A 19,261-nucleotide genomic window follows, 5' to 3' on the forward strand; every position below is an offset into this window, starting at 1 on the left:
GCGCACCTTTGCTTGCTGTCAATTCCCATCGGTCTGGGGGATGTTAGCATCAGCCAAGGAGTTGGATATGCGTAATCTCTTCGCGAGGATGCCCGTCATCGAGTGGCCCACGCTCACGGTCGCGGTGCTGATCTACGCCGGCTGGATCGCGCTTACCGCGGTTCATACGCAAGTTCCGCTGCCCGTACTGATCGTCCTTGGCGGATGGCTGGTCGCCTGGCAGGGATCGCTGCAGCACGAGACGATCCATGGCCATCCGACCGGGATTGGCCGGATCGACAGCGCGATCGGATTTGCCCCCTTGTCGCTCTGGCTGCCGTATCGGCTGTATCGCCGAAGCCATATTGCGCATCACGGTGCCGAGGTGATCACCGATCCCCGACACGATCCTGAATCGCGCTACCACCTATCCCGACACGACGCCCTGATCGCCTCGCTACAATCGACCTTGGTTGGCCAGATGATCTTCGACCCGGCATTGTCGATCGGACGTTTCCTATTCAGCGAGGCGCGCCGCGCCGTTCGCAACCCCGTTGCTGTCGCGCGGGACTGGGTGCCGCATCTGTTCGGCGTAGCTGCGATCTTGTGGTGGCTGGATCATGTCGGACTGAGCCTCGCCAAGTATGTGCTGGCATTCGTCTATCCGGGCACCGCGCTGACGATGCTGCGCTCCTATGCCGAGCATCGCGCCGACCTCACGAGTCCCGGACGCGCCGCCATCGTCGAGCGCGGCGGCCTGTTCGCGCTGCTGTACCTCAACAACAATCTCCATGCCGCGCATCACGAACGTCCGGGGCTCCCCTGGTATCGCCTCCCGTCCTATCACAGCAGCCACCGTGACCGGTTCGTGGCGCAAGGCGCGCCGGTATATCGCGGCTATGGTGAGATCGTCCGGCGTTTCGCGTTTCGATCGCATGACGACATGCTCCATCCTGGTGCCCGGCAACATACCGCATGAGCCGCCTGGTCGCATCGCTTGGAATGTACGATCATCCGGCGCAGCAGTCCGCCAACGACCGGATCTGGTCCGCGATCGTCCGCATCCTGCGCAAACGGGGGGTCGACGGTGTGCCCGACGTCCTCGACCGGGCGCGCCACGTCCATGATCTCTGGCGGGACCCGAACCTGCTGTTCGGGCAAGCGTGCGGCTACCCGCTGATCGCCGACGATAGCCTTGCTCTTCAAGTGATCGCCTTACCGATCTACGATATGCCGGGGTTCACAAGTAGCGACGCGACACATGCCAGCGTACTGGTGGCGCGCGCGAACGATGGACGGAGGTCGCTGGTCGACTACCGCGACACCCGCGCCGCAATCAACGATCCGCAGTCGAACACAGGAATGAACCTGTTCCGCGCGACGTTAGCGCCGATAGCCGAGACTAGTGCCTTCTTCGCTCGCGTTGTGCAGACCGGATCGCATCGCGGCAGCGTTGCGGCGATCGTCGCAGGGAACGCGGATATCGTGGCGATCGACACCGTCACCTATGCGACGCTGGTGCGTCACGAACCAGATCTGACCGCCCCCCTCAAGATCGTCGCCCGTAGCCCGGCCTCTCCGACGCTGCCGTTCGTAACATCCGCTACGACGAGCGTCGAGACCATCGCAGCGCTGCGACTAGCCTTGCAAGAAATCTTGACGGACCCATGCCTGCCGGAGGCTCGTGCCAGCATCGGGCTGGCGGGGATCGTCATCGCGAACCTCGATGCGCTGGCCCCGATCCACGCGCTGCAACAAACGGCGATCCGCTTCGGCTACCCGAACCTACGATGACCACCCCGCCCGATCATCAGGCGGCTAATCTCGGTTGCGTCATTGTGAGCCTGTGCGGCGCCCGCCCTGCTTTGCAGCACATCGATGCTGGAAGCGAAGAAGCGTTTAGACCGGAATGTCACCGCGTATCGTTACGCGTTCCATCTTGCGGCGCGCAGGCCAATAGTCTGCGACGGGATAATGCTGCGTCGCTCGATTGTCCCAGATGACGACCGCGTTCGGCGACCATCTGAAGCGAACCTGATATTCGGGCACCTTGAACCGATCGAGCAGATACCCGAGCAACTCTCCACTCTCGGCCTCATCCATCCCGTCGATCTGACTGGTGAAGCTCGCGTTGACGAACAGGACCTTCTCCCCCGTCTCAGGGTGCACGCGGACGATCGGATGGTGCTGTGGCGGAAACTCTTGAGCGAACGCCGCCCGTCGCTCGAGCGCGATCCGATCGCCGAAATCGAAGAGCAGGTCATGCGTCGCGGTCCGCCCTGCGATCCGCGCTTTCACCTCGTCGGGAAGCCCCGCATAAACCGCGGCGGCATCGGCCCATAACGTGTCCCCACCGATCTTAGGGATTTCGCGTGCCCGCAGCACCGCCCCCATCGAGGGTGCGGCGCGGAAGGTTACGTCGGCATGCCACTTGTCGAGCGTCTGGAAGCGTTGGTTGCCGGCGTTGTCCTCGACGCGTCCCTCCGAACCGCGAATGTCGAGGATCTCGGGATATCCCGGCACATGCTTGATGACCGGATGCCCTTCGAGGTCACCCCACACCCTGGCCAGCGTTAGATGCTGCTCGTGGGTGAGATCGAGATCTCGAAAGAACAGGACTTTGTAGTGCAGCAGCAGATTACGAAGAGTCGCCGCCACTTGGGCATCGATCGATCCGTCGATGCCCAAGCCGGAGATCTCCGCACCCAGGACCGGACCGGATGGCGCAACCGATAGGCCCGTAGTGTCGGTCACACCCGCTGGAACCGGCGTTTCCCGTTCGATATCAGCCAAAGCAATCCTCCAACGACGATCAGAACACCCAGCCGCGCAAGCTCGGCCGATGCCACAACGAGCAGCACCCCACACACCAGGATCACGCAGGTGGCGACTGCCGCTCCAAGCGGCAAGTGAAAGCGCGCTTCCGGAATGCCGCGCTGGCGACGAAGACGGAGCAGCGCCGCAGCGCACCCCATGAAGATCAGCAACCGCGATGCGCTTGACGCAGCGATGCCCGTGACGAAATCGCCTCCGAGCGCCAGAAAAACGGCGACGATGCCGGTCGTTACGATAGCCACGTCCGGCGTCCCCCTGCCTGACGCGATGCGGCCGAATATCGCCGGCAATTGGCGGCTTTCTGACAGCGCAAGCATAAGGCGCGGCGCCGTGATCCATTGGCTGACGAGCGTACCGAGCACGATCACCGCTGCGGCGAGCTCGGCGCCACGCGCAACCTCGTTCCCGAACAAGCGGGCGAGCAGATCTCCGACGGGACGCTCGCTCAGCGCGAGGCTCGGCACGCCGCGCCAGCATGCGGCGATCACGCCTGCATACAGCGCGGTGACCACCGCCATACCGGCAAGCAGCGCGAACGGAACTGCGCGGCGCGCGTCTACCACCTCACCCGCGACCGCGGTTGGCCGTTCGAACCCGACGAATGCGAAGAACATCAGGATCAGCGCCGTTACGGGCTGTGCAGCTGTAGTAGGTAAGGTAGCGGGAGCCGCCGACGCGGTAAGGCCAGCGATGGCCACCCCCGCCAGCAAACCGAGCTTGAGGACGGTCAACGCACCGCTCGCGATTGCCGAGCGCCCCATGCCTGCACAGGTCAGGATGGTCAGTCCCAGTCCCGTACCGACCACTATCATGGTGTGTGCGTCAGGTGCCACCATCGTTGCGAAGAGGTTGAGCAAAGACGCTGCAGCCAAGACGGTCGCCGCCCACAATAGCCAGCCCGCCGCGAACCCCGCAACCGGACCGAAGGCCGCCGTGCAATATTCGACAGGGCCCCCGCTTCCGTCCATGCGGCTGCCAAGCTCCGCAAGGCATAGCGCTGCGGCTAAGGCGAGGATGGCGGCACCGGCTACGACCCAACCGGTGGAGGCGCCGGCGAGCGCATAGACCTTGCCTGGCAGTCCGAGGATCCCTGCGCCGACGACGCAATTAATTGTAAGTGCCGTCAGCCCCCACCGCCCGAGCGAGCGAACAAGACTGACCCGGTCTGGACTGACGACCTCATTCGCGTCTTTCGAACCCGATCTCATCACCGATCCGTCTCGAGCGCGGCCAGGCCGCTGTCGGGGAACAAAGCGTCGGTGAACCCGAATTTCGTCATGTCGGCAATCCGCTGCGGATACAGCACGCCGTTCAGGTGATCGAGCTCGTGCTGGACGACCCGTGCGTGAAAACCCCGGGCCTCTCGTACGAGCTCGCGACCGTCCTCGCCGATGCCACGGTAACGAATGTGCGTCGAGCGGGGCACCGAACCTCGCAGACCCGGGATCGACAGGCATCCTTCCCACCCGTCTTCGGTCTCGTCGGTCAGGGTGTCGACCTGCGGGTTGATCAGCGTGGTCATGGGCACCGGCGGTTCGTTTGGATAGCGCGGGTTGTCGTCGAAGCCGAAGACCATGACGCGCAGCTCAACCCCGATCTGCGGCGCTGCCAGGCCGACGCCGTTTGCCGCAGCCATCGTATCGTGCATGTCAGCAATAAGCTTTCTTAACTTCGGGTCGGCGAGGTCGACCACCGGCCGCGCAATGCGGAGAAGGAGCGGATCCCCCATCTTCAAGATCGGCCTGATCACAGCAACACCACCAGCTTGGTGACCATCTCTCAGCCCTCACCCACTCGATTGCCTGCAACCTGATCTGCAGGGTGAAAATCATGCCATGCAAGGCACCGAAAGCCGAGCGATGCAGCGCAAAACAAAAGCTCTGTCCACAATCCCCACTGTCAGCATAGGGATATCGTCATACAGGGCAAGCAGCGGCAAACGCTGACATAAAGGGGTATCATGGCAGCACATCCGTCATCGACGACGCGCGCGCTCTCGGCGCTTGCATTGATTGCAGGCATGGCAGCTTCGCCAGTTACCGCGCAGTCGATCGCGCAGTCGCCTAACGCGGCTAAAGCCGCCCCTACGGACGACGTCGGCGAGATCACGGTCACCGCACGCCGCCGGGAAGAGAGTCTGTTGACCACGCCGGTTTCCGCGACGGTCCTATCAGGCAGGAACTTGATCCAGCAGAACATTCGCAACTTCCAGGATCTGCGCGGCGCCGTATCCAATCTCGAACTGGTACCCCTGCTGTCGGGCGGCACCAGCTTTACCATTCGGGGAATCGGGCAGACCTTCAATCAGGTGAATTCGGACACAAAGGCCGGCTTTTACGTCGACGAGATGTACGTCAGCCGGCAGGAAGGCAACGATCTCTACTTCTACGACGTCGCGTCGCTGCAGGTTCTGAAGGGCCCGCAGGGAACGCTGTTTGGCAAGAACACGACGGCAGGCGCGGTGTTGCTCACGACGCAGCGTCCGACCGATCGGTTCGAAGGCTATGCGCAGGTCCGCGCTGGCAGCTTCAGGAGGATCGATACCGAGGGTGCGGTCAACGTGCCGCTGACCGATGGCGTCTATGCCCGGGCGAGCTTTCGCACGCAGAGCGTACGCGGCTATATCAAGCACGTTCTGGACGACGACCGCAGCGGGAACGTCAACAGTCAGTCGGGCCGCCTTCAGCTGCGTGTTGACAAGGGCGGGCCCCTCACGATCGATCTGCTCGGTGAGTATAACCGGTCGAAGACCGATGGCGGCGTGACCATACCCGTCGGCTGCCTTTCCACGGCGGGATACATCCAAAACTACGATGCCCTGCACGCCGTCCCCTATTGCACGGCCTATCCCGTGTTGGGGAAGGACTACACCGTCTATGGCGGCGCTACTCTCCTTGCGCCTACGAGCGCGGCCGCGACAGACATCGCGCGCGGTGGCGATGCAGGCGGTATCTCTCGTTATGCGGGCCGTGGCCCCTTCAACGACACCGACGCAACGACACTAAACGGCCGTCTTGGCTATGATCTGGGCGGCGGCATCGCCCTGCATTCGATTACCGCGTATCGCCGCTCGCACGCCCAGTTCTACACGCCAGTGAACGACGCTCCGAATGACATCTACGCAGAGTATGACGACACTCGCAGCACGCAGTTCACGCAGGAGCTTACGATCGGGGGCACCATTCTGGACGACCGCCTGACGTTTCTCGCAGGCGCCTTCTATTTCCAGCAGAAGACGGACTTCCTACAGGATACCGGACCCGACTGGATCGATCCGCTTGGCTACGTCTACGACGCCTCGCTCAAGTATCGCAGCTACGCAGTCTTCGCGCAGGCGTCGTACAAGATCACGCCGAAACTGGAGGCGACTCTCGGCGGGCGTTACACCTATGATCGCAAGACGGGCTCGAGCTACGTCTTCTTCGCCGGCCGGGAGAACACGTTCCTCTACAACGGCGTGCCGACGCAGTGCGGCTATTTCAACGGGGACTTTCTCGGAGGGATCGCCAACTGCGGTGGTACCCCATTCACAGCGCGCGATACCGATCACTGGGACGGCTTCGATCCGAAGCTTCAGCTTTCCTATCGCTGGTCCGACACGGTCTTCACCTATCTAACTGCCGCACACGGCTACAATTCCGGCGGCTTCAACCAGCAATTGGGCGGCCCTTCAGCCGATGGACGCTTCCCGTCTTCCTACGACCCCGAAAAGCTGTGGTCGTACGAAGCCGGCGTGAAGCTCGACCTTCTCGACCGGCGGGCGGTGATCAACCTCTCCGGCTTTTATCAGAAATACACCGACATCCAGGCGAGCGTGAACGTCTTGGTCGGCAACGTCTCTACGCGCCAGGTTCAGAGCGCGGCGTCTGCTCACGAGGCAGGGTTCGAAGGCGAATTCGTGCTGCGGCCGGTGCGGGATCTGACGGTACGGGGCAACGTCTCGTATCTGACGCAGGGCTATGACAGCATTCGCCCGAACGCCGTAACGCTAACGCTCGATACGCCGGTCAATTCCGCACCGAAATACACCTACAGCGCGGCCGTAGCCTATGATCTGCATGTTGGAGGTGGGCTTGTGACACCCAGTGTCGACGTCCGCGGTATTGGCAAGAAGCCCGCGTGCCAGTCAGGGGCCGACTATGTTTGCCGCTTGCCGGCTTATGCCTTGGTTGGATTCCGGCTCGACTATTCGCCTGACGCTGACGGGCGCTGGCGGATCGGCGTTTACGGGACCAACGTCTTGGACAAGGTGACGCAGCAGGCCCGTACGGGGTATTTCGGCGGCTTTGGCATCGATCGCTACACACCCGGTCGGCCGCAGGAGTTCGGTGTCGAAAGTTCGTTGCGGTTTTAAGGGGGGATATCGACGAGCCCGGACCGAGCTCGCCAAGTAACCGCGATGTTCCATGACCCAGAAGCGGTCGTTCGGCAACGGCTGCAGCGTTCCCAGCTTCAGACACTCGTTCATGTCCAGCCGTTCAGTTTAACTGCTCACCTGGTTGCTCCTAGGTGCAAAGCTTGCCAGTCTCGCTGTTAGGTTGAGGGAGAGCAGCACCGTGTCTCGTTTCATGATGCTGGCGTTCGGCATCGCCACCCTGTCCTCCGCATCCTGGGCACAGAGCAATCCGACGCTGAGCGAGGCGGAGCGCGGTATCCGGCGCGACGATGGACCGGCGGTCCACCTGCGCATTGACGCACTCGACGTGCGCACGCACCTCGTCGGCCGCATCGCCGACGTTTCGGTCGAGATGCTAATCGGCTCGGACGACGCGGACGGGCATGAGGCGAACCTCGCACTGACGCTTCCCGCCGATGCTGTCGTTACCGGCTATGCGCTCGACGTCGGCGGCAGGATGATCCCCGGCCAGTTGCTCGAGGCGCCGAAGGCACGCAACGTCTATGAGGACGAGGTGCGTGCGGGCATTGATCCCGGGCTGGCGGAGGTCGTCGGCAACCGATTCACCACGCGCATCTTTCCCGTGGACGCTGCGCATTCCCGCCGCTTCCGACTGACCTTCGTCGCGGCGTTCGACCCGGCCGTGGGGCTGGTGTTGCCGTTCGCGCGCGACACGGCGATCGGGCGGGTAACGGTGGCGGTCAATGCCGACCGTTATGCCACTGCGCCCTCCGTCCGCTTCGCCGGCCAGCCACTCGGCCTGACGCGGAGCGGTGAGAGCTGGCGGGGGGAAGCTATGCTCGGCCGTGCGGTGGTGCGTGAGGGGCTGACGATTACCGGCGGCGCGGTTACCGCACCGATGGTTGTCACGCACCATCCGGGCGGGCAGGCTTTTTTCGCGATCGCCGACCGCGCAACGGGCGAGCCTAAGCCGTCGGCGCGTGGCGGACGGCTGCGCGTCTATTGGGACCGCTCGCTCTCCCACCGCGCGGCCCGGACCGATCTGGAGGTAGACGTGCTGGTGCGCCTTGCCGAACGGACCGCGCCCGCTGCCATCGACCTCATCACTTTCGCGAGCGACCGGCCACAGGTCGCGACGGTCGCGAACGCTGCTGCACTGCGGACGGCGCTTGGCCACGTCACCTATCGCGGTGGCACCTCGCTCGCCGGGCTCGATGCGCTGGCGCTGCCCGCGGCAACGCAATGCGTGCTGGTGTCCGACGGAGAGGTCACGATCGATCGCGGCGCCACCTTTGTGCCCGATTGTCGGCTCGCAGCCCTTACCGCCGCACCAAGCGCAAACGGCGCACGGCTCGGGCGGCTAACACAGCGCACGGGCGGCGCCGTCGTCCGCCTGGCAGCCGGCGGCGAGGACAAGGCCCTGGCCAGCCTCAGCGCGGGCGAAGCGACTCCCGTCTCTGTCCGCGACGCGGCTGGACGGCGGATCGACGCACGCGCCATGCCGACCAGTCCGGGCCAATGGCTTCTCGTGGGGCCAATGCCGGCTGCGGGGGACGTGGTGGTGCGGCTCAGCGGCGGTGGCGAGCGGCGTTACAGTGTCGGGGCTGCATCGATCGCCGCCGAGGGACCCGCGGCGCTCTGGGCCGCGGCGCGTGTCGCAGAGCTCGCGGACGACCCTGCACAACACGCCGCAATGGCGAACACTGCACGCCGTTATCAGGTCGCCGGCCCCGGCATGTCGTTTCTGGTGCTGGAGCGCCCCGACCAGTATCTGCGCGCCGACCTGACCCCGCCGGACGGCTTCAGCAAGGAATGGCTGGCGCAATATGGTGAGGCCAAGCGGGGTCGGGACAACGCGCGTCGCGATGCCCGGCAAGCGCGGCTCGACTTCGTACTCAGCCAGTGGCGCGACCGACGCGCATGGTGGAACACACGCTTCGTGCCGGCCTCCCGCGATCAGGCGAAACGCATGCGCCGCGACGAGGTAGGCGATATGGCCCCTCCTCCGCCCCCTCCGCCTCCGCCGCCGGCACCGTCGCCTCCTTCGCCCACGTCCGAACCGGGCCAGCCGGCTGTCATGACGCCGCCGCGCATGATCGCGGCACCCGCCCCGCCTGTCGCCGAGAAGAGCGGATCAGGCGACATCGTCGTCACCAGCGCCGTCCGCCAGGATCTGCTTTCGACCGCGCAGGAGCCGCCTCCCGTTGCGATAAAGCTCGACATGGCGGACCTGATTGCTAGGCGCCCCTATATCGCTGCGCTCGACAATGGCGCCCCCGCCGAGCGATTTGCCGTGCTCCTCGAGCAGGAACGTCAGTACGGTTCCGTGCCGACTTTCTACCTCGATACGGCAGAGTGGTTCCGGCTGAAGGGCGATGCGGCCACCGCCGCGTTGCTGCTGCTGTCCGCCCTGGAACTGCCAAGCAGCGACGACGAGACGCGTCAGATCGTTGCCTTCCGCCTCGAGCGCGACCGTGCCTTCGATCGCGCCGTCGAGCTCACGGAGCAGCTCGCCGCAGCCAATGCGGAGTTCCGGCCCCAGCCGGACCGCGACCTCGCGCTGGCGCTCGCGGCCCGTGGCAGGGCTGCCGGCCGAGCGGGACGAGGCGACCTGGAGCGCGCATTCCAGCTTTTGGTCGACACCGCCCTGAACCCCGCGTCGGGCGACTTCGACGGAATAGAGGTGATCGCTTTGATGGAGGCGAACGCGCTTGTCGTGCCGATCAAGGCAGCAGGCGGGCGCTGGACGCTCGATAAGCGCCTCGTCGGCCTGACCGACACCGATGCGCGCATCGTGATCGAATGGACCGCCGACGACGCCGACATCGACCTTTGGATCGACGAGCCCAATGGCGAGCGCGTCATGTATTCGAACAAGCGAAGCAGCGCCGGCGGGCAGATATCCAACGACATGACCGACGGCTATGGGCCGGAGGAATACGCCATCCGCCGCGCCCCGGCCGGTCCGTACCGGGTGCGCATCAATGGCTACGACGCCGACCGGCTCAATCCGAACGGCCCCGGTCACGTGCTGATCCGCCTGCAACGCAACTTCGCGCGCGCTAGCGAGGCGCAGGAACTGGTCGATCTCGACCTATCGTTCCAGAACGGGCGGGATCGGGACAACGAAGATGACACGAAGCCAGTGGCGACCCTGCGGGTCGGAAGATAACCCGCGTTGGCGAGACGAGCTCTCCAGCGCGGGCAAAACGACCTGTAGATCGCATGTGGCCGAGGAGGGATTCGCGAAGGCCTGACGAATGTCGGCGCATTGACTCACAAGCCGCCATTCAACGGTACTAAGACGGTTCCCATCTTCGGACACTCATTCATCGGCCCGCCCTTTGATCTGGCTAGGTGCTTGGTGATCTGAGGGAGATGCGTTCGAGGATCTGCGATGTAATTGCGACCCCACGTTCGCCGCCGCAGTTGGTAAGCGCCCCGTACCCATGACCGGACTTGCGGTCGATAATCGCACTCGCAAACCATAGGGTGTTCGACCCATCGTGCGTTAGTCTGCTGGCCGGAGAGTCGGATGGTCCGTCAAGGCTCCAGCCCCCGGCATAGCCCAAATCCGGCTGGGCTGGGGTAAGCAAGTGCTTTAGCGTCGTTGTACGAAGAAAAGGTGGCCCGCCGCCCAAATAACTGGCCAGGAATTGCGCGTAACCCGAGGCGCTGATGTGTACGCCGCCGGATGGCCATAGTACCGCCGGATTGTCAGCCTCACCAAGGGCCGGGTCAATGGGTTTCAATATGCCACCATTAGCTTCCCGCCCCCACGGCCCCGTTCGGGGAGGTGCCCCAAACCCCGCTTCGGCAATATGCAAAGCTCTGAAAACTTCGCCCCGCAGCGCCTCCTCCCACGTAACGTTGACCGCCTCTTCAATAGCTGCGCCCACCATCACGTAGTTCAGATTGCCGTAGCGATAGACACCCCGCCTTTCCGGCGGAGCACTGCTAAGAACGCGCTCAACCAGATCGCGCCGTTGTTCATTGGCAGATTTTGGATCGGCGCGCCTCGCGTCCAACCACCGAGGGTCAACGAAGGTATCGGTTAGGCCTGCTGAATGACTTAATAGTTCCTCGACACGTATGTCGACCCAAGCAGGATGCGATGCGATTGCGGGGAAGAGACTAGGTACGCTTGCGCCCCATCGGCACCGTCCGCGATCGACCAAGCGAGCGTATAGGGCGGCTGTCATCGCCTTGGTATTGGAACCGATGTGCCAACGGAACGACGGATCGAGAATTGCGCCATCTTCGCCCTGCGAGATGATTCCCGATACGCCCGCCTTCGAACATGTGAGGCCCACCGCTCCATTGGGTATGACGTTCGCTCCACGCACAGCGCCTGATAAAGCGGCCCCCGCTGCACCCATGAGGAAGCTACGTCTTCTCAACTGCCCTCGCCCCATCATAATCTGACTTGGCGGATTGTTAGGGCATGAGATCAACAGGGGATATAATTAACTCGGCCTGCTCACAAACGTAACGACTCCGGGACTGGTGTCGTTGCCAGCTGTCGGACCAACCTCATCTACAGTAGCGTCCAATGCAGCAAATCCAGATAGACAGCTGCCGTTCGACGTGTATTGTTTGAGCACCACACCAAGGAGGCCTCCTGCATGCTGCTACCCATACTCGCTGCGGCAGCAACGCCTGCTGTGACCGCTGCACAACAGCAACCTGTCCAAGTGATGGTGCTGGGTAGCTATCATTTCGGCAACCCTGGTCGTGACAAGGTGAATGCCCATGTCGACGATGTCACCACGCCGCAGCGCCAGCGCGAACTGGAAGCACTGGCTGATGCCATCGCTGAGTTTGAACCGACGCGGGTCATGGTCGAGGCGCAACGCCCGGGCCCGACCTACGATGTGACGGACTTCGCAACGTTTTCCCCAAAAATGCTCAAGACCGACCGGGACGAGACAACCCAGATCGGCTACCGCATCGCTGCTCGCGCCGGCCTTCGGTCCGTTCAAGGTATCGACGAGCAACCCGACAAGGGTGAACCGGACTATTTCCCGATCGGCCGGGTCGAAGCTTATGCAAAAGCTCACGGGCAGCAGGTCTATCTCGACGCCGCCTTTGCGACGGTCCAGGCGTCTGCCAAGAAGTTTGAGGCTGAGCAGGCAACCACCAGCATACCGCGGATGCTGATCCGCTATAACGACCCCTCTACGCCAATGGGTGGACAGGATTTATACTACTCCCTGCTCCGCCTTGGCGACGGTAACGAGCAACCTGGCGCAGATCTGAATGCCATGTGGTATCTGCGCAATGCGAAGATCTTCGCAAAGCTTATCAACGTGGCCAAACCAGGCGATCGCATCCTCGTCGTGTATGGGTCTGGTCACGGGTACTGGCTGCGACACTTCGCCTCAACAACGCCGGGCTGCAGTTCGGTTGATGTCAGGCCCTATCTTGAGAAGGCAGCGAGCAAACTGGCCGCGCCGAGATGAACCTGTCGCTCCTTGCCATACCAGCGGCGGTTCTGCTGATCGGTGCGACCAACGTGCCCCGCGACTGGGCAGCGACCTTGCGGGCAGACGCCCAGGCTTATCACGACCAGATCGCCGACAATCACCCTGGTCCCTACAACAAACTCGACCCCGGCTTTGCGCGTCGCAATGATGCCAGTCTGGCGTTGGCCCTGCGTCGGGCTGCAACCGTTGGAGACTACCCGGGATATCTGTGGGCGATGCGCGGTTACGTGGCGAGCTTCAACGATGGACATGTCGCCCTAGACCTTGACCAGCCAGCCGCCCTGCCGATCCGCTGGCCCGGCTTCCTGACCGGCTTTGAAGGCACCGGACGTCAGGTCGTGATGACCCGAGCGAATGACGCTCCCCTACCGCTCGGAGCAGTACTCGTAAGCTGCGATGGCATTGATGCCGAACACTTGGCTGCCCGCAACGTCGGCGCCTTTAGAGGCAGGTGGGAACTGATCAGCCAACGAGCGACCAATGGTGGTCGGTTGTTCCTTGACGCCGCCAACCCTTACATCAAGCGTCCAGTCCGCTGCCGCTTCAAGGTTGATGGCAAACTAAAGGACGTGACGCTCAGTTGGCGCGATCTGCCTGATGCAGACTTCGACGCACGTTTTGCCGCTACTGCACCGCGGGCGCGTCCGGAGTTCGCGGCTCGAACGTTTGCTGACGGCACGCGCTGGTTCTCGCTCCCCGGCTTCAACGGAGACCCCGACAGCGCTGATACCAAGTCCCTAACGCCAATCATCAAATCGATGAGGAAGGACGCCCTCGCGGTCGCAGCGGCACCGCGCATCGTGCTCGACCTTCGAGGCAATGGCGGTGGATCGTCCGACTGGTCGTATCAGATTGCAGCTATCCTCTGGGGCCAGGCTGCGGTGAATGCGCTTCCATCAGGATCGGAAGGCGTTGACTGGCGCGCTTCGGCTGGAAACATCGCCACGCTCGAAGGCTATCGTACCGCCTGGCAGAATTCCACGGATGTCTCGCAGGCGGCGAAAGACTGGGCCGCTCGTACAACAAAGGGCATGACATCTGCCCGCGCGCTCGGGCAGGCGCTCTGGCGTGAAATCGATGCCGACGAAGCAAAAGCAGCGGCGACCGGCGCTGCTCCCGTGCTGAAAGCGCGTGTGTTCGTGCTGACGGACTGGGGATGCGGCTCGGCATGCCTTGATGCGGTCGACCTATGGACCGCGTTAGGTGGCGTTCATGTCGGGCAGGAGACGAGCGCCGACTCGCTCTATATGGACGTACGGCAAGTCGCTTTACCTAGCGGGTTTGCCCGGGCCGTCATTCCGATGAAGGTGTATCGCGGCAGAAAACGCGGTTCGAACGTCCCGGCCAGGCCGGTACATGCTTACACCGGCGACATGCGCAATACCGATCAGCTCGAGCGCTGGATCACCGCTCTTTAGCCTTAAATAGTAAAATGCATCGTCTATTCGATTACTTCGATGGTCGGGCATCCCACGGTAAAAGGGGCATTCTTTTGAAAACGCTATTATCGGCTGCGTTGCTCATTAGTGTGGCGTCTGGAGCGAATGCTGCCCCAACGAGTCCGGTTCGGCTACCGTTGGAAAGCTACCGCAAAGGCGTAGCGGCACGAGTGAAGGTGGCCGGACGGGAGCGACTTTTTCAACTCGACACTGCAGGCGGACTGACGGTGATCTCACCAGCGCTGGCAAAGGAGATAGACTGCCAACCTTGGGGATCAATCACCGGGTTTCACATGACCGGCACGAAGATCACCGCCCCACGATGCGACAATGTTGCAATCCATTGGAAGAACCAAACCCTACTGAGCCCTGTTGCAATCGTCATGGACGTGGGGTCTCCCGACACACCGATCGATGGTCTGCTTGCCCTCGACGCATTCGCCGGACGCACTGTAACCATCGATTTCGCAGGTCGCGAGCTCACGTTGGAAACACGTGAAAGCGAGGCTGGGCGCAAAGCGAACGCGGTAGAGCTTCCTGCTCATTTGGCTCGTGAGATTGGCGGCCTGGCGCTTTCTGTGTTCGTTGACGTCCCCACCGAACGTGGACCGGCGCGCCTTGAGCTGGACAGTGGCAATGGCGGCACGATCCTAGTTGCACCAAAACTTCTTCCTCTACTTGGCTTGAAGAAGGTTACCGGCGAGGGGCCGCAACAAGGCCGCTTTCAGATCGCTCCCAGTGTCGAAGCGTCCGGGATGATCTTCAGCCCCGACATCGTGATCGATGGAAACCTTGGCATGCCGTTTCTTAAAGATTGGGTGGTCACCATGGATCTCGCTCAAGGACGGGTTTGGCTCAAGCGCAGTGCCGTTGCAGCACCCGCCGGCATGGGGACCCCGCCGCCAGTGAAGCCTGCGGGGTAAGGGGATGCTAGTGAAAATGTTGATGATGGGCGCGTTGCTCGCCGCCCTTCCCGCCGGACCATCGCAAGACCGCGGCCCACAAACGATAAGCCTCGAGCTTTTTCAAGGTAAGCAGTTCACTGTTCAGGCATCGGTTGGCGGCCGCGAGCGGACCTTCTTGTTTGACACCGGCGAGGGGGTGACAATGATTACGCCAGCCCTGGCCCGCGATCTTGGCTGCGAACCTTGGGGCAACGTCACGGCGTTTCGTATGACAGGAGAGCGACTGGACCTACCACGCTGCGATGACGTTGCTTTTAAAATGGGCAACCATGCCTACACAGCACCGACAACGATCGTCTACGATCTCGGCAAGCTCGATGCCGACACTGCCAGGCTGGACGGCTCGATCGGACTAGACCTCTTCGCTGGCCGTATCATCACTATTCGCTTCGCTCGTCGCCAGATCGTGATCGAAACACCGGGCTCCCTCGCGGCGCGTATGAAGTCCGGTCTCGAAGTGCCGGTTCGGCTGGTGCGGGGAGCAGAAGGTGCCGCCCTCGACGTCAACATCGGGGTGAACACTCCCCGGGGTCGTGCCTGGATGGAACTGGACTCTGCCAACGCAGGGCCAACCACTTTCGTGTCGCCGCAGATCGCGCCGCTCCTGGGCTTACGCACGGACATTCGGACGGCTCAGCCGGTTAGCGCGACGATCACGCGCGACGTAGTATTTACCGGGCAAGCACGCGTATTTCCGAATATGATCATGGACGGCAATATCGGCATGCAACTGATGGGCAGGCGCGACCTGACGCTCGATTTGGGATCTGGCCGCGGGTGGATCGGTAAGGCGCAATGACATACTTGCTTGGACTGGTCGGCGTTCGGCTCTGGGTAGGCGGCGCGTTAACATGAGTGAGCCAGTAAGAAATGATGCCCACTTCTCCCGCCCCTCCTACCTACCAGGCGTCGAACTCGTATCCGTCGAGTATAACGAGCGAGCGTTTCCCGAGCACAGCCATGCGGAATGGGTAGTCGGCGCGGTCATGGCAGGCTGTGAGGCCCTCGCTGTTGGCGGCAGAACCTACAACGTCGAGGCAGGTCAGGTACTGCGTCTTCATCCCGACCAGCCGCATGCCAACCGAACGACGGGAGGTGAGACCTTACGCTATCGCGTCGCGTACATCCCCGACGAAGCGATACGTCCCTACATCGCCGCGCGCCTGAACGCGCCGCGGTTTGACTCCCCCGTGTTGGCTGGCGATCGGTCTCACTCCATCGTTGCTGATGCGCACACTTTATTGTGTCGCGACGACGCGGGGCGATTGGAACAGGAAAGCGCGCTCGCCGATTTGGCTGGGGTCCTGTTCGCCGACCAGGTGAAACAATCGTCGGATGACACCCGCGTATCCAGCGATGCCGTTGCGCGCGCTCGAAGCTACATCGACGCCCACTTCGCCGACGGCTTTGGGCTGGGCACGCTCTCGACCGTATCCGGGATCAGCGTCTTCCATCTTGCGCGTAGTTTCCGCAAGGCAGTCGGGATCACCCCCCTTGCGTACCGCAATCAGTGCCGCATCGTCGCAGCACGACGCCTGCTGTTGGCAGGTCAGCCAATCGCGGAGGTTGCGCTTAATGTCGGCTTTGCCGATCAAAGCCATCTCACACGGCAATTCCAGCGTATCGTCGGTGTATCGCCGGCACGCTACGCAAACAGGTAAGCTCGCACCGTTCGCGCGACAGCAATATCGTTCAAGGCGGCGAGATTTCCTTCAGCTAACCGCATGGAAGACCACCAGCGAAAGCCTATCACATGCACCACCCCAGTAAGCGTGGCCGGCAGGCCGCAGATTACGCGGCTTGCGCCACTCGCTCTGCGGTTTGCGCGGACCAGTTCCAGGGCATAAGTTCGTCCCATCGCGCGGCCGGCCAATCCGCTGCGATCTTCCCAGTGACGTCGGCGATGTAGGCCTGCGGGTCGACGCCGTTGGCCTTGCAGGTCTGGATGACGGTGTAGATCGCCGCGGCGCGCTCGCCGCCCGTTTTCGAACCAGCGAACAGCCAGTTTCGCCGTCCGACGGCAACGCCGCGCAACGCGCGTTCGGCGATGTTGTTGTCGATCTCCAGGCGCCCGTCATCGAGGAAGCGACACAGTGCGAGCCATCGCTTCGTGCCATAGGCGATAGCCTTGGCCATGTCGGACTTTGACGACAGGCGGCGCAGTGCTGCGTCCAGTGCCTCGCGCAGCGCATCGACTAGCGGCTTCGTCCGGTTCTGCCGCGCCGCCAGCCGCACGTCAGGCGGCCTGCCGCGGACCTCGGCTTCTATGCCGTACAAGGTACCAATGCGTTCAAGAATGTCGGTGGTCAGCGGCGTGGCAACCCGCTCGTGCAGATCGAACACCTTGCGCCTGAAATGGGCCCAGCATGCGACTTCGGTGGCGCCGTTTCGATAGAGCCCGTCGTAACCGGCATAGGCGTCGGCCTGGAGGAAGCCTCGAAATCCGGCGAGATGGGCTTGCGGATGTGCACCGGTACGGTCGGTCGTGAAGCGATACCATGTCGCTGGCGGAGCCGTGTTACCGGAGGCGCGGTCATCGACTGCATAGACCCATAGTTGCCCGGTCGCGGTGCGTCCGCGGCCTGGGTCGAGCACCGGGACTGGCGTGTCGTCCGCGTGGATCTTGTCGCCTTTCAGCACTTCCTCGCGGATGCGACTGACGATGGGGTCAAGCAGCGCGGCTGCATGACCGACCCAGCCCGCCAGCGTCGAGCGGTCGATGTCCAAGCCTTGGGCCGCCATCATCTCGGACTGCCGATAAAGCGGCAGGTGATGTTCGAACTTCGAGACGACGACATGGGCCAGCGTTGCGAATGTCGCCTTTCCGCGTGCGACTGCCTTCACCGGGGCAGCCGCCTGGACGATCTTCTCACACGTCCGGCAGCTGTATTTCGGTCGGACGTTCCGCACCACGCGCCAGTGCACCGGCAGGACATCGAGCATCTCATGGGCGTCCTGCCCGAGACGGCGTAGCGCACCGCCACAGTCCGGGCATGTGCAGGCGCCGGAGGCGGGTTCGTGGACGACCTCCGCGCGTGGCAGGTGGTCGGGCAACGCACGGACTGGTGCCGGCCGCACGGGCGTGTCTGACAAGACCGCGCCGGTCTCCGGGACTGCGCTCTCGGTTTCCAGTTCCTCAAGTGCGAGTTCGAGCTGGGCGATCTCGCGCGTCAACTTCTCGGAGGATGCGCCAAACTGCATCCGCCGCAGCCGAGCGATCTGTCCACGCAGTGTCTCGATGAGCAGGTCGCGGGCGGCAAGTGCTGCATTGGCTCGGGCGAGCGAGGCCTCCAGCACGGCGATCCGCGCCTCGGCATCAGATGGGGCAAGAGATGCTTGCGACACCTCATTTTCATAGCAGTTCGCGCACTCTCACACGAGCAAAAATGGCGGAAAAGCTATGTTTTCAGCCGGCCAATGTTGGTGCCCATGTCCGCTCTGGGCGGCGCCAGTCGATGCCCTCCAGAAGCATCGACACCTGCGCCGATGTCAGCGCCACTGTGCCTGTCGCGGTCACCGGCCAGACGAAACGCCCCCGGTCCATCCGCTTCGAAAACAAGCAGAGTCCCTGACCGTCGAACCACAGCAATTTGATCAGGTCGCCGCGCTTGCCACGGAACGCGAACAGCGCACCGGAATGTGGTTTCTCCCGGAGCACCTGCTGCACCAATACCGCCAGGCCATCGAAGCCCTTGCGCATGTCGGTGACGCCGCACGCCAGGAATATCCGCGTCGATGTCGGCTGCGGGATCATCGGGTCAGCACGCCGATCACGCGCGACAGCGCCTCGGCGTCGACCGTGCCGTCGACGGTCAGTCGCACACCCGAAGGCAGCTCTATGCCGATCTGTCCCGCGGTCCGGGCGTCCGCTGGCGCCTCGACGGGCGGCGCCGGCAGCATCATGGGCGGCTCGCTGATTTGGACTTCGGCAAATGCGGTCTGAGGCCGGACCGGCACTCCGCTCAGTGCACCCGACATCGCCTGGCGCCGCCAGGTGTAGATCGCGCCGCTGCCGACCTCGTGACGCTCGACCGCCGCCCGGACCGACCCATCCGGCCCAAACGCATCGCGCAGGATCGCCAGCTTCTCCTCGACCGTCCAGCGGCGCCGGCCCGACACCCGCCCGACAATCTCGATACGACCACTCATACGACCGGTCGTATGACTACTCGCTACATCTGCAGCTGGTTCGATAGTCTC

The 19,261-nt window shown here is 63.0% G+C and carries 16 protein-coding genes; 9 read left to right on the top strand and 7 right to left on the bottom strand.

Going from position 1 to position 19,261, the window contains the following annotated elements:
- Nucleotides 1-67: 67 nt before the first annotated feature.
- Nucleotides 68-958 carry a fatty acid desaturase gene (locus AC1ME3_RS16400; protein WP_480954025.1) on the top strand — a complete coding sequence of 297 codons (891 nt, stop codon included), beginning with the start codon at nucleotides 68-70 and terminating at the stop codon, nucleotides 956-958.
- Entirely contained in the window at nucleotides 955-1,773 is an 819-nt protein-coding gene (locus tag AC1ME3_RS16405) for a phosphate/phosphite/phosphonate ABC transporter substrate-binding protein (RefSeq protein ID WP_480954026.1), read from the top strand. The genes AC1ME3_RS16400 and AC1ME3_RS16405 overlap by 4 nt, the downstream gene beginning before the upstream one ends.
- Before the next feature lie 105 nt (nucleotides 1,774-1,878).
- Here AC1ME3_RS16405 and AC1ME3_RS16410 read toward each other — a convergent pair whose 3' ends face one another.
- From AC1ME3_RS16410 to def, 3 genes are read right to left on the bottom strand one after another with little or no spacing between them, the layout of a single operon-like run.
- Complete coding sequence (locus AC1ME3_RS16410) at nucleotides 1,879-2,733, bottom strand: TauD/TfdA dioxygenase family protein (RefSeq protein WP_480954027.1); 855 nt, start codon at nucleotides 2,731-2,733, stop codon at nucleotides 1,879-1,881.
- Nucleotides 2,730-4,022, bottom strand: a complete 1,293-nt coding sequence (locus AC1ME3_RS16415; protein WP_480954028.1) for an APC family permease — start codon at nucleotides 4,020-4,022, stop codon at nucleotides 2,730-2,732. Before AC1ME3_RS16415 ends, AC1ME3_RS16410 begins: the two co-directional genes overlap by 4 nt.
- Nucleotides 4,022-4,564, bottom strand: coding sequence for a peptide deformylase (gene def, locus AC1ME3_RS16420; protein WP_480954029.1), 543 nt, complete (start codon nucleotides 4,562-4,564; stop codon nucleotides 4,022-4,024). The genes AC1ME3_RS16415 and def overlap by 1 nt, the downstream gene beginning before the upstream one ends.
- A 270-nt stretch (nucleotides 4,565-4,834) precedes the next feature.
- On the opposite strand from def, the gene AC1ME3_RS16425 reads away from it, so the two are divergent.
- Both AC1ME3_RS16425 and AC1ME3_RS16430 read left to right on the top strand, forming a co-directional pair.
- Nucleotides 4,835-7,168 carry a TonB-dependent receptor gene (locus AC1ME3_RS16425; RefSeq protein WP_480954030.1) on the top strand — a complete coding sequence of 778 codons (2,334 nt, stop codon included), beginning with the start codon at nucleotides 4,835-4,837 and terminating at the stop codon, nucleotides 7,166-7,168.
- A 202-nt stretch (nucleotides 7,169-7,370) separates the two neighbouring features.
- Entirely contained in the window at nucleotides 7,371-10,343 is a 2,973-nt protein-coding gene (locus AC1ME3_RS16430; protein WP_480954031.1) for a VIT domain-containing protein, read from the top strand.
- A gap of 181 nt (nucleotides 10,344-10,524) precedes the next feature.
- Here AC1ME3_RS16430 and AC1ME3_RS16435 read toward each other — a convergent pair whose 3' ends face one another.
- The gene (locus AC1ME3_RS16435) at nucleotides 10,525-11,589 is read right to left on the bottom strand and encodes a serine hydrolase domain-containing protein (protein ID WP_480954032.1); all 1,065 of its coding nucleotides are present in this window, start codon (nucleotides 11,587-11,589) and stop codon (nucleotides 10,525-10,527) included.
- Between the two features lie 207 nt (nucleotides 11,590-11,796).
- On the opposite strand from AC1ME3_RS16435, the gene AC1ME3_RS16440 reads away from it, so the two are divergent.
- The 5 genes from AC1ME3_RS16440 to AC1ME3_RS16460 all read left to right on the top strand — a co-directional run bounded on the left by AC1ME3_RS16440 (nucleotide 11,797) and on the right by AC1ME3_RS16460 (nucleotide 16,722).
- Nucleotides 11,797-12,633, top strand: a complete 837-nt coding sequence (locus AC1ME3_RS16440; protein WP_480954033.1) for a DUF5694 domain-containing protein — start codon at nucleotides 11,797-11,799, stop codon at nucleotides 12,631-12,633.
- Entirely contained in the window at nucleotides 12,630-14,075 is a 1,446-nt protein-coding gene (locus AC1ME3_RS16445) for a hypothetical protein (RefSeq protein WP_480954034.1), read from the top strand. The genes AC1ME3_RS16440 and AC1ME3_RS16445 overlap by 4 nt, the downstream gene beginning before the upstream one ends.
- A 158-nt stretch (nucleotides 14,076-14,233) precedes the next feature.
- Nucleotides 14,234-15,019, top strand: coding sequence for a pepsin/retropepsin-like aspartic protease family protein (locus AC1ME3_RS16450; protein WP_480954035.1), 786 nt, complete (start codon nucleotides 14,234-14,236; stop codon nucleotides 15,017-15,019).
- Nucleotides 15,020-15,035: 16 nt separating this feature from the next.
- The gene (locus AC1ME3_RS16455) at nucleotides 15,036-15,860 is read left to right on the top strand and encodes a retropepsin-like aspartic protease (protein WP_480955860.1); all 825 of its coding nucleotides are present in this window, start codon (nucleotides 15,036-15,038) and stop codon (nucleotides 15,858-15,860) included.
- 52 nt (nucleotides 15,861-15,912) lie between these two features.
- On the top strand, nucleotides 15,913-16,722 hold the full coding sequence (locus AC1ME3_RS16460) for an AraC family transcriptional regulator (RefSeq protein WP_480954036.1): 810 nt from the start codon (nucleotides 15,913-15,915) through the stop codon (nucleotides 16,720-16,722).
- A 130-nt stretch (nucleotides 16,723-16,852) separates the two neighbouring features.
- Here the strand turns inward: AC1ME3_RS16460 and tnpC are convergent, their stop codons facing one another.
- From tnpC to tnpA, 3 genes are all read right to left on the bottom strand, one after another.
- On the bottom strand, nucleotides 16,853-18,406 hold the full coding sequence (gene tnpC / locus AC1ME3_RS16465; RefSeq protein ID WP_480954037.1) for an IS66 family transposase: 1,554 nt from the start codon (nucleotides 18,404-18,406) through the stop codon (nucleotides 16,853-16,855).
- 61 nt (nucleotides 18,407-18,467) lie between these two features.
- On the bottom strand, nucleotides 18,468-18,815 hold the full coding sequence (gene tnpB / locus AC1ME3_RS16470; protein WP_031439429.1) for an IS66 family insertion sequence element accessory protein TnpB: 348 nt from the start codon (nucleotides 18,813-18,815) through the stop codon (nucleotides 18,468-18,470).
- Nucleotides 18,812-19,210 (bottom strand): IS66-like element accessory protein TnpA, encoded by a 399-nt coding sequence (gene tnpA / locus AC1ME3_RS16475; protein WP_480954038.1) that lies wholly within the window; start codon nucleotides 19,208-19,210, stop codon nucleotides 18,812-18,814. Before tnpA ends, tnpB begins: the two co-directional genes overlap by 4 nt.
- Nucleotides 19,211-19,261: the final 51 nt, after the last annotated feature.

Source organism: Sphingomonas sp. BL2 (assembly GCF_056680015.1).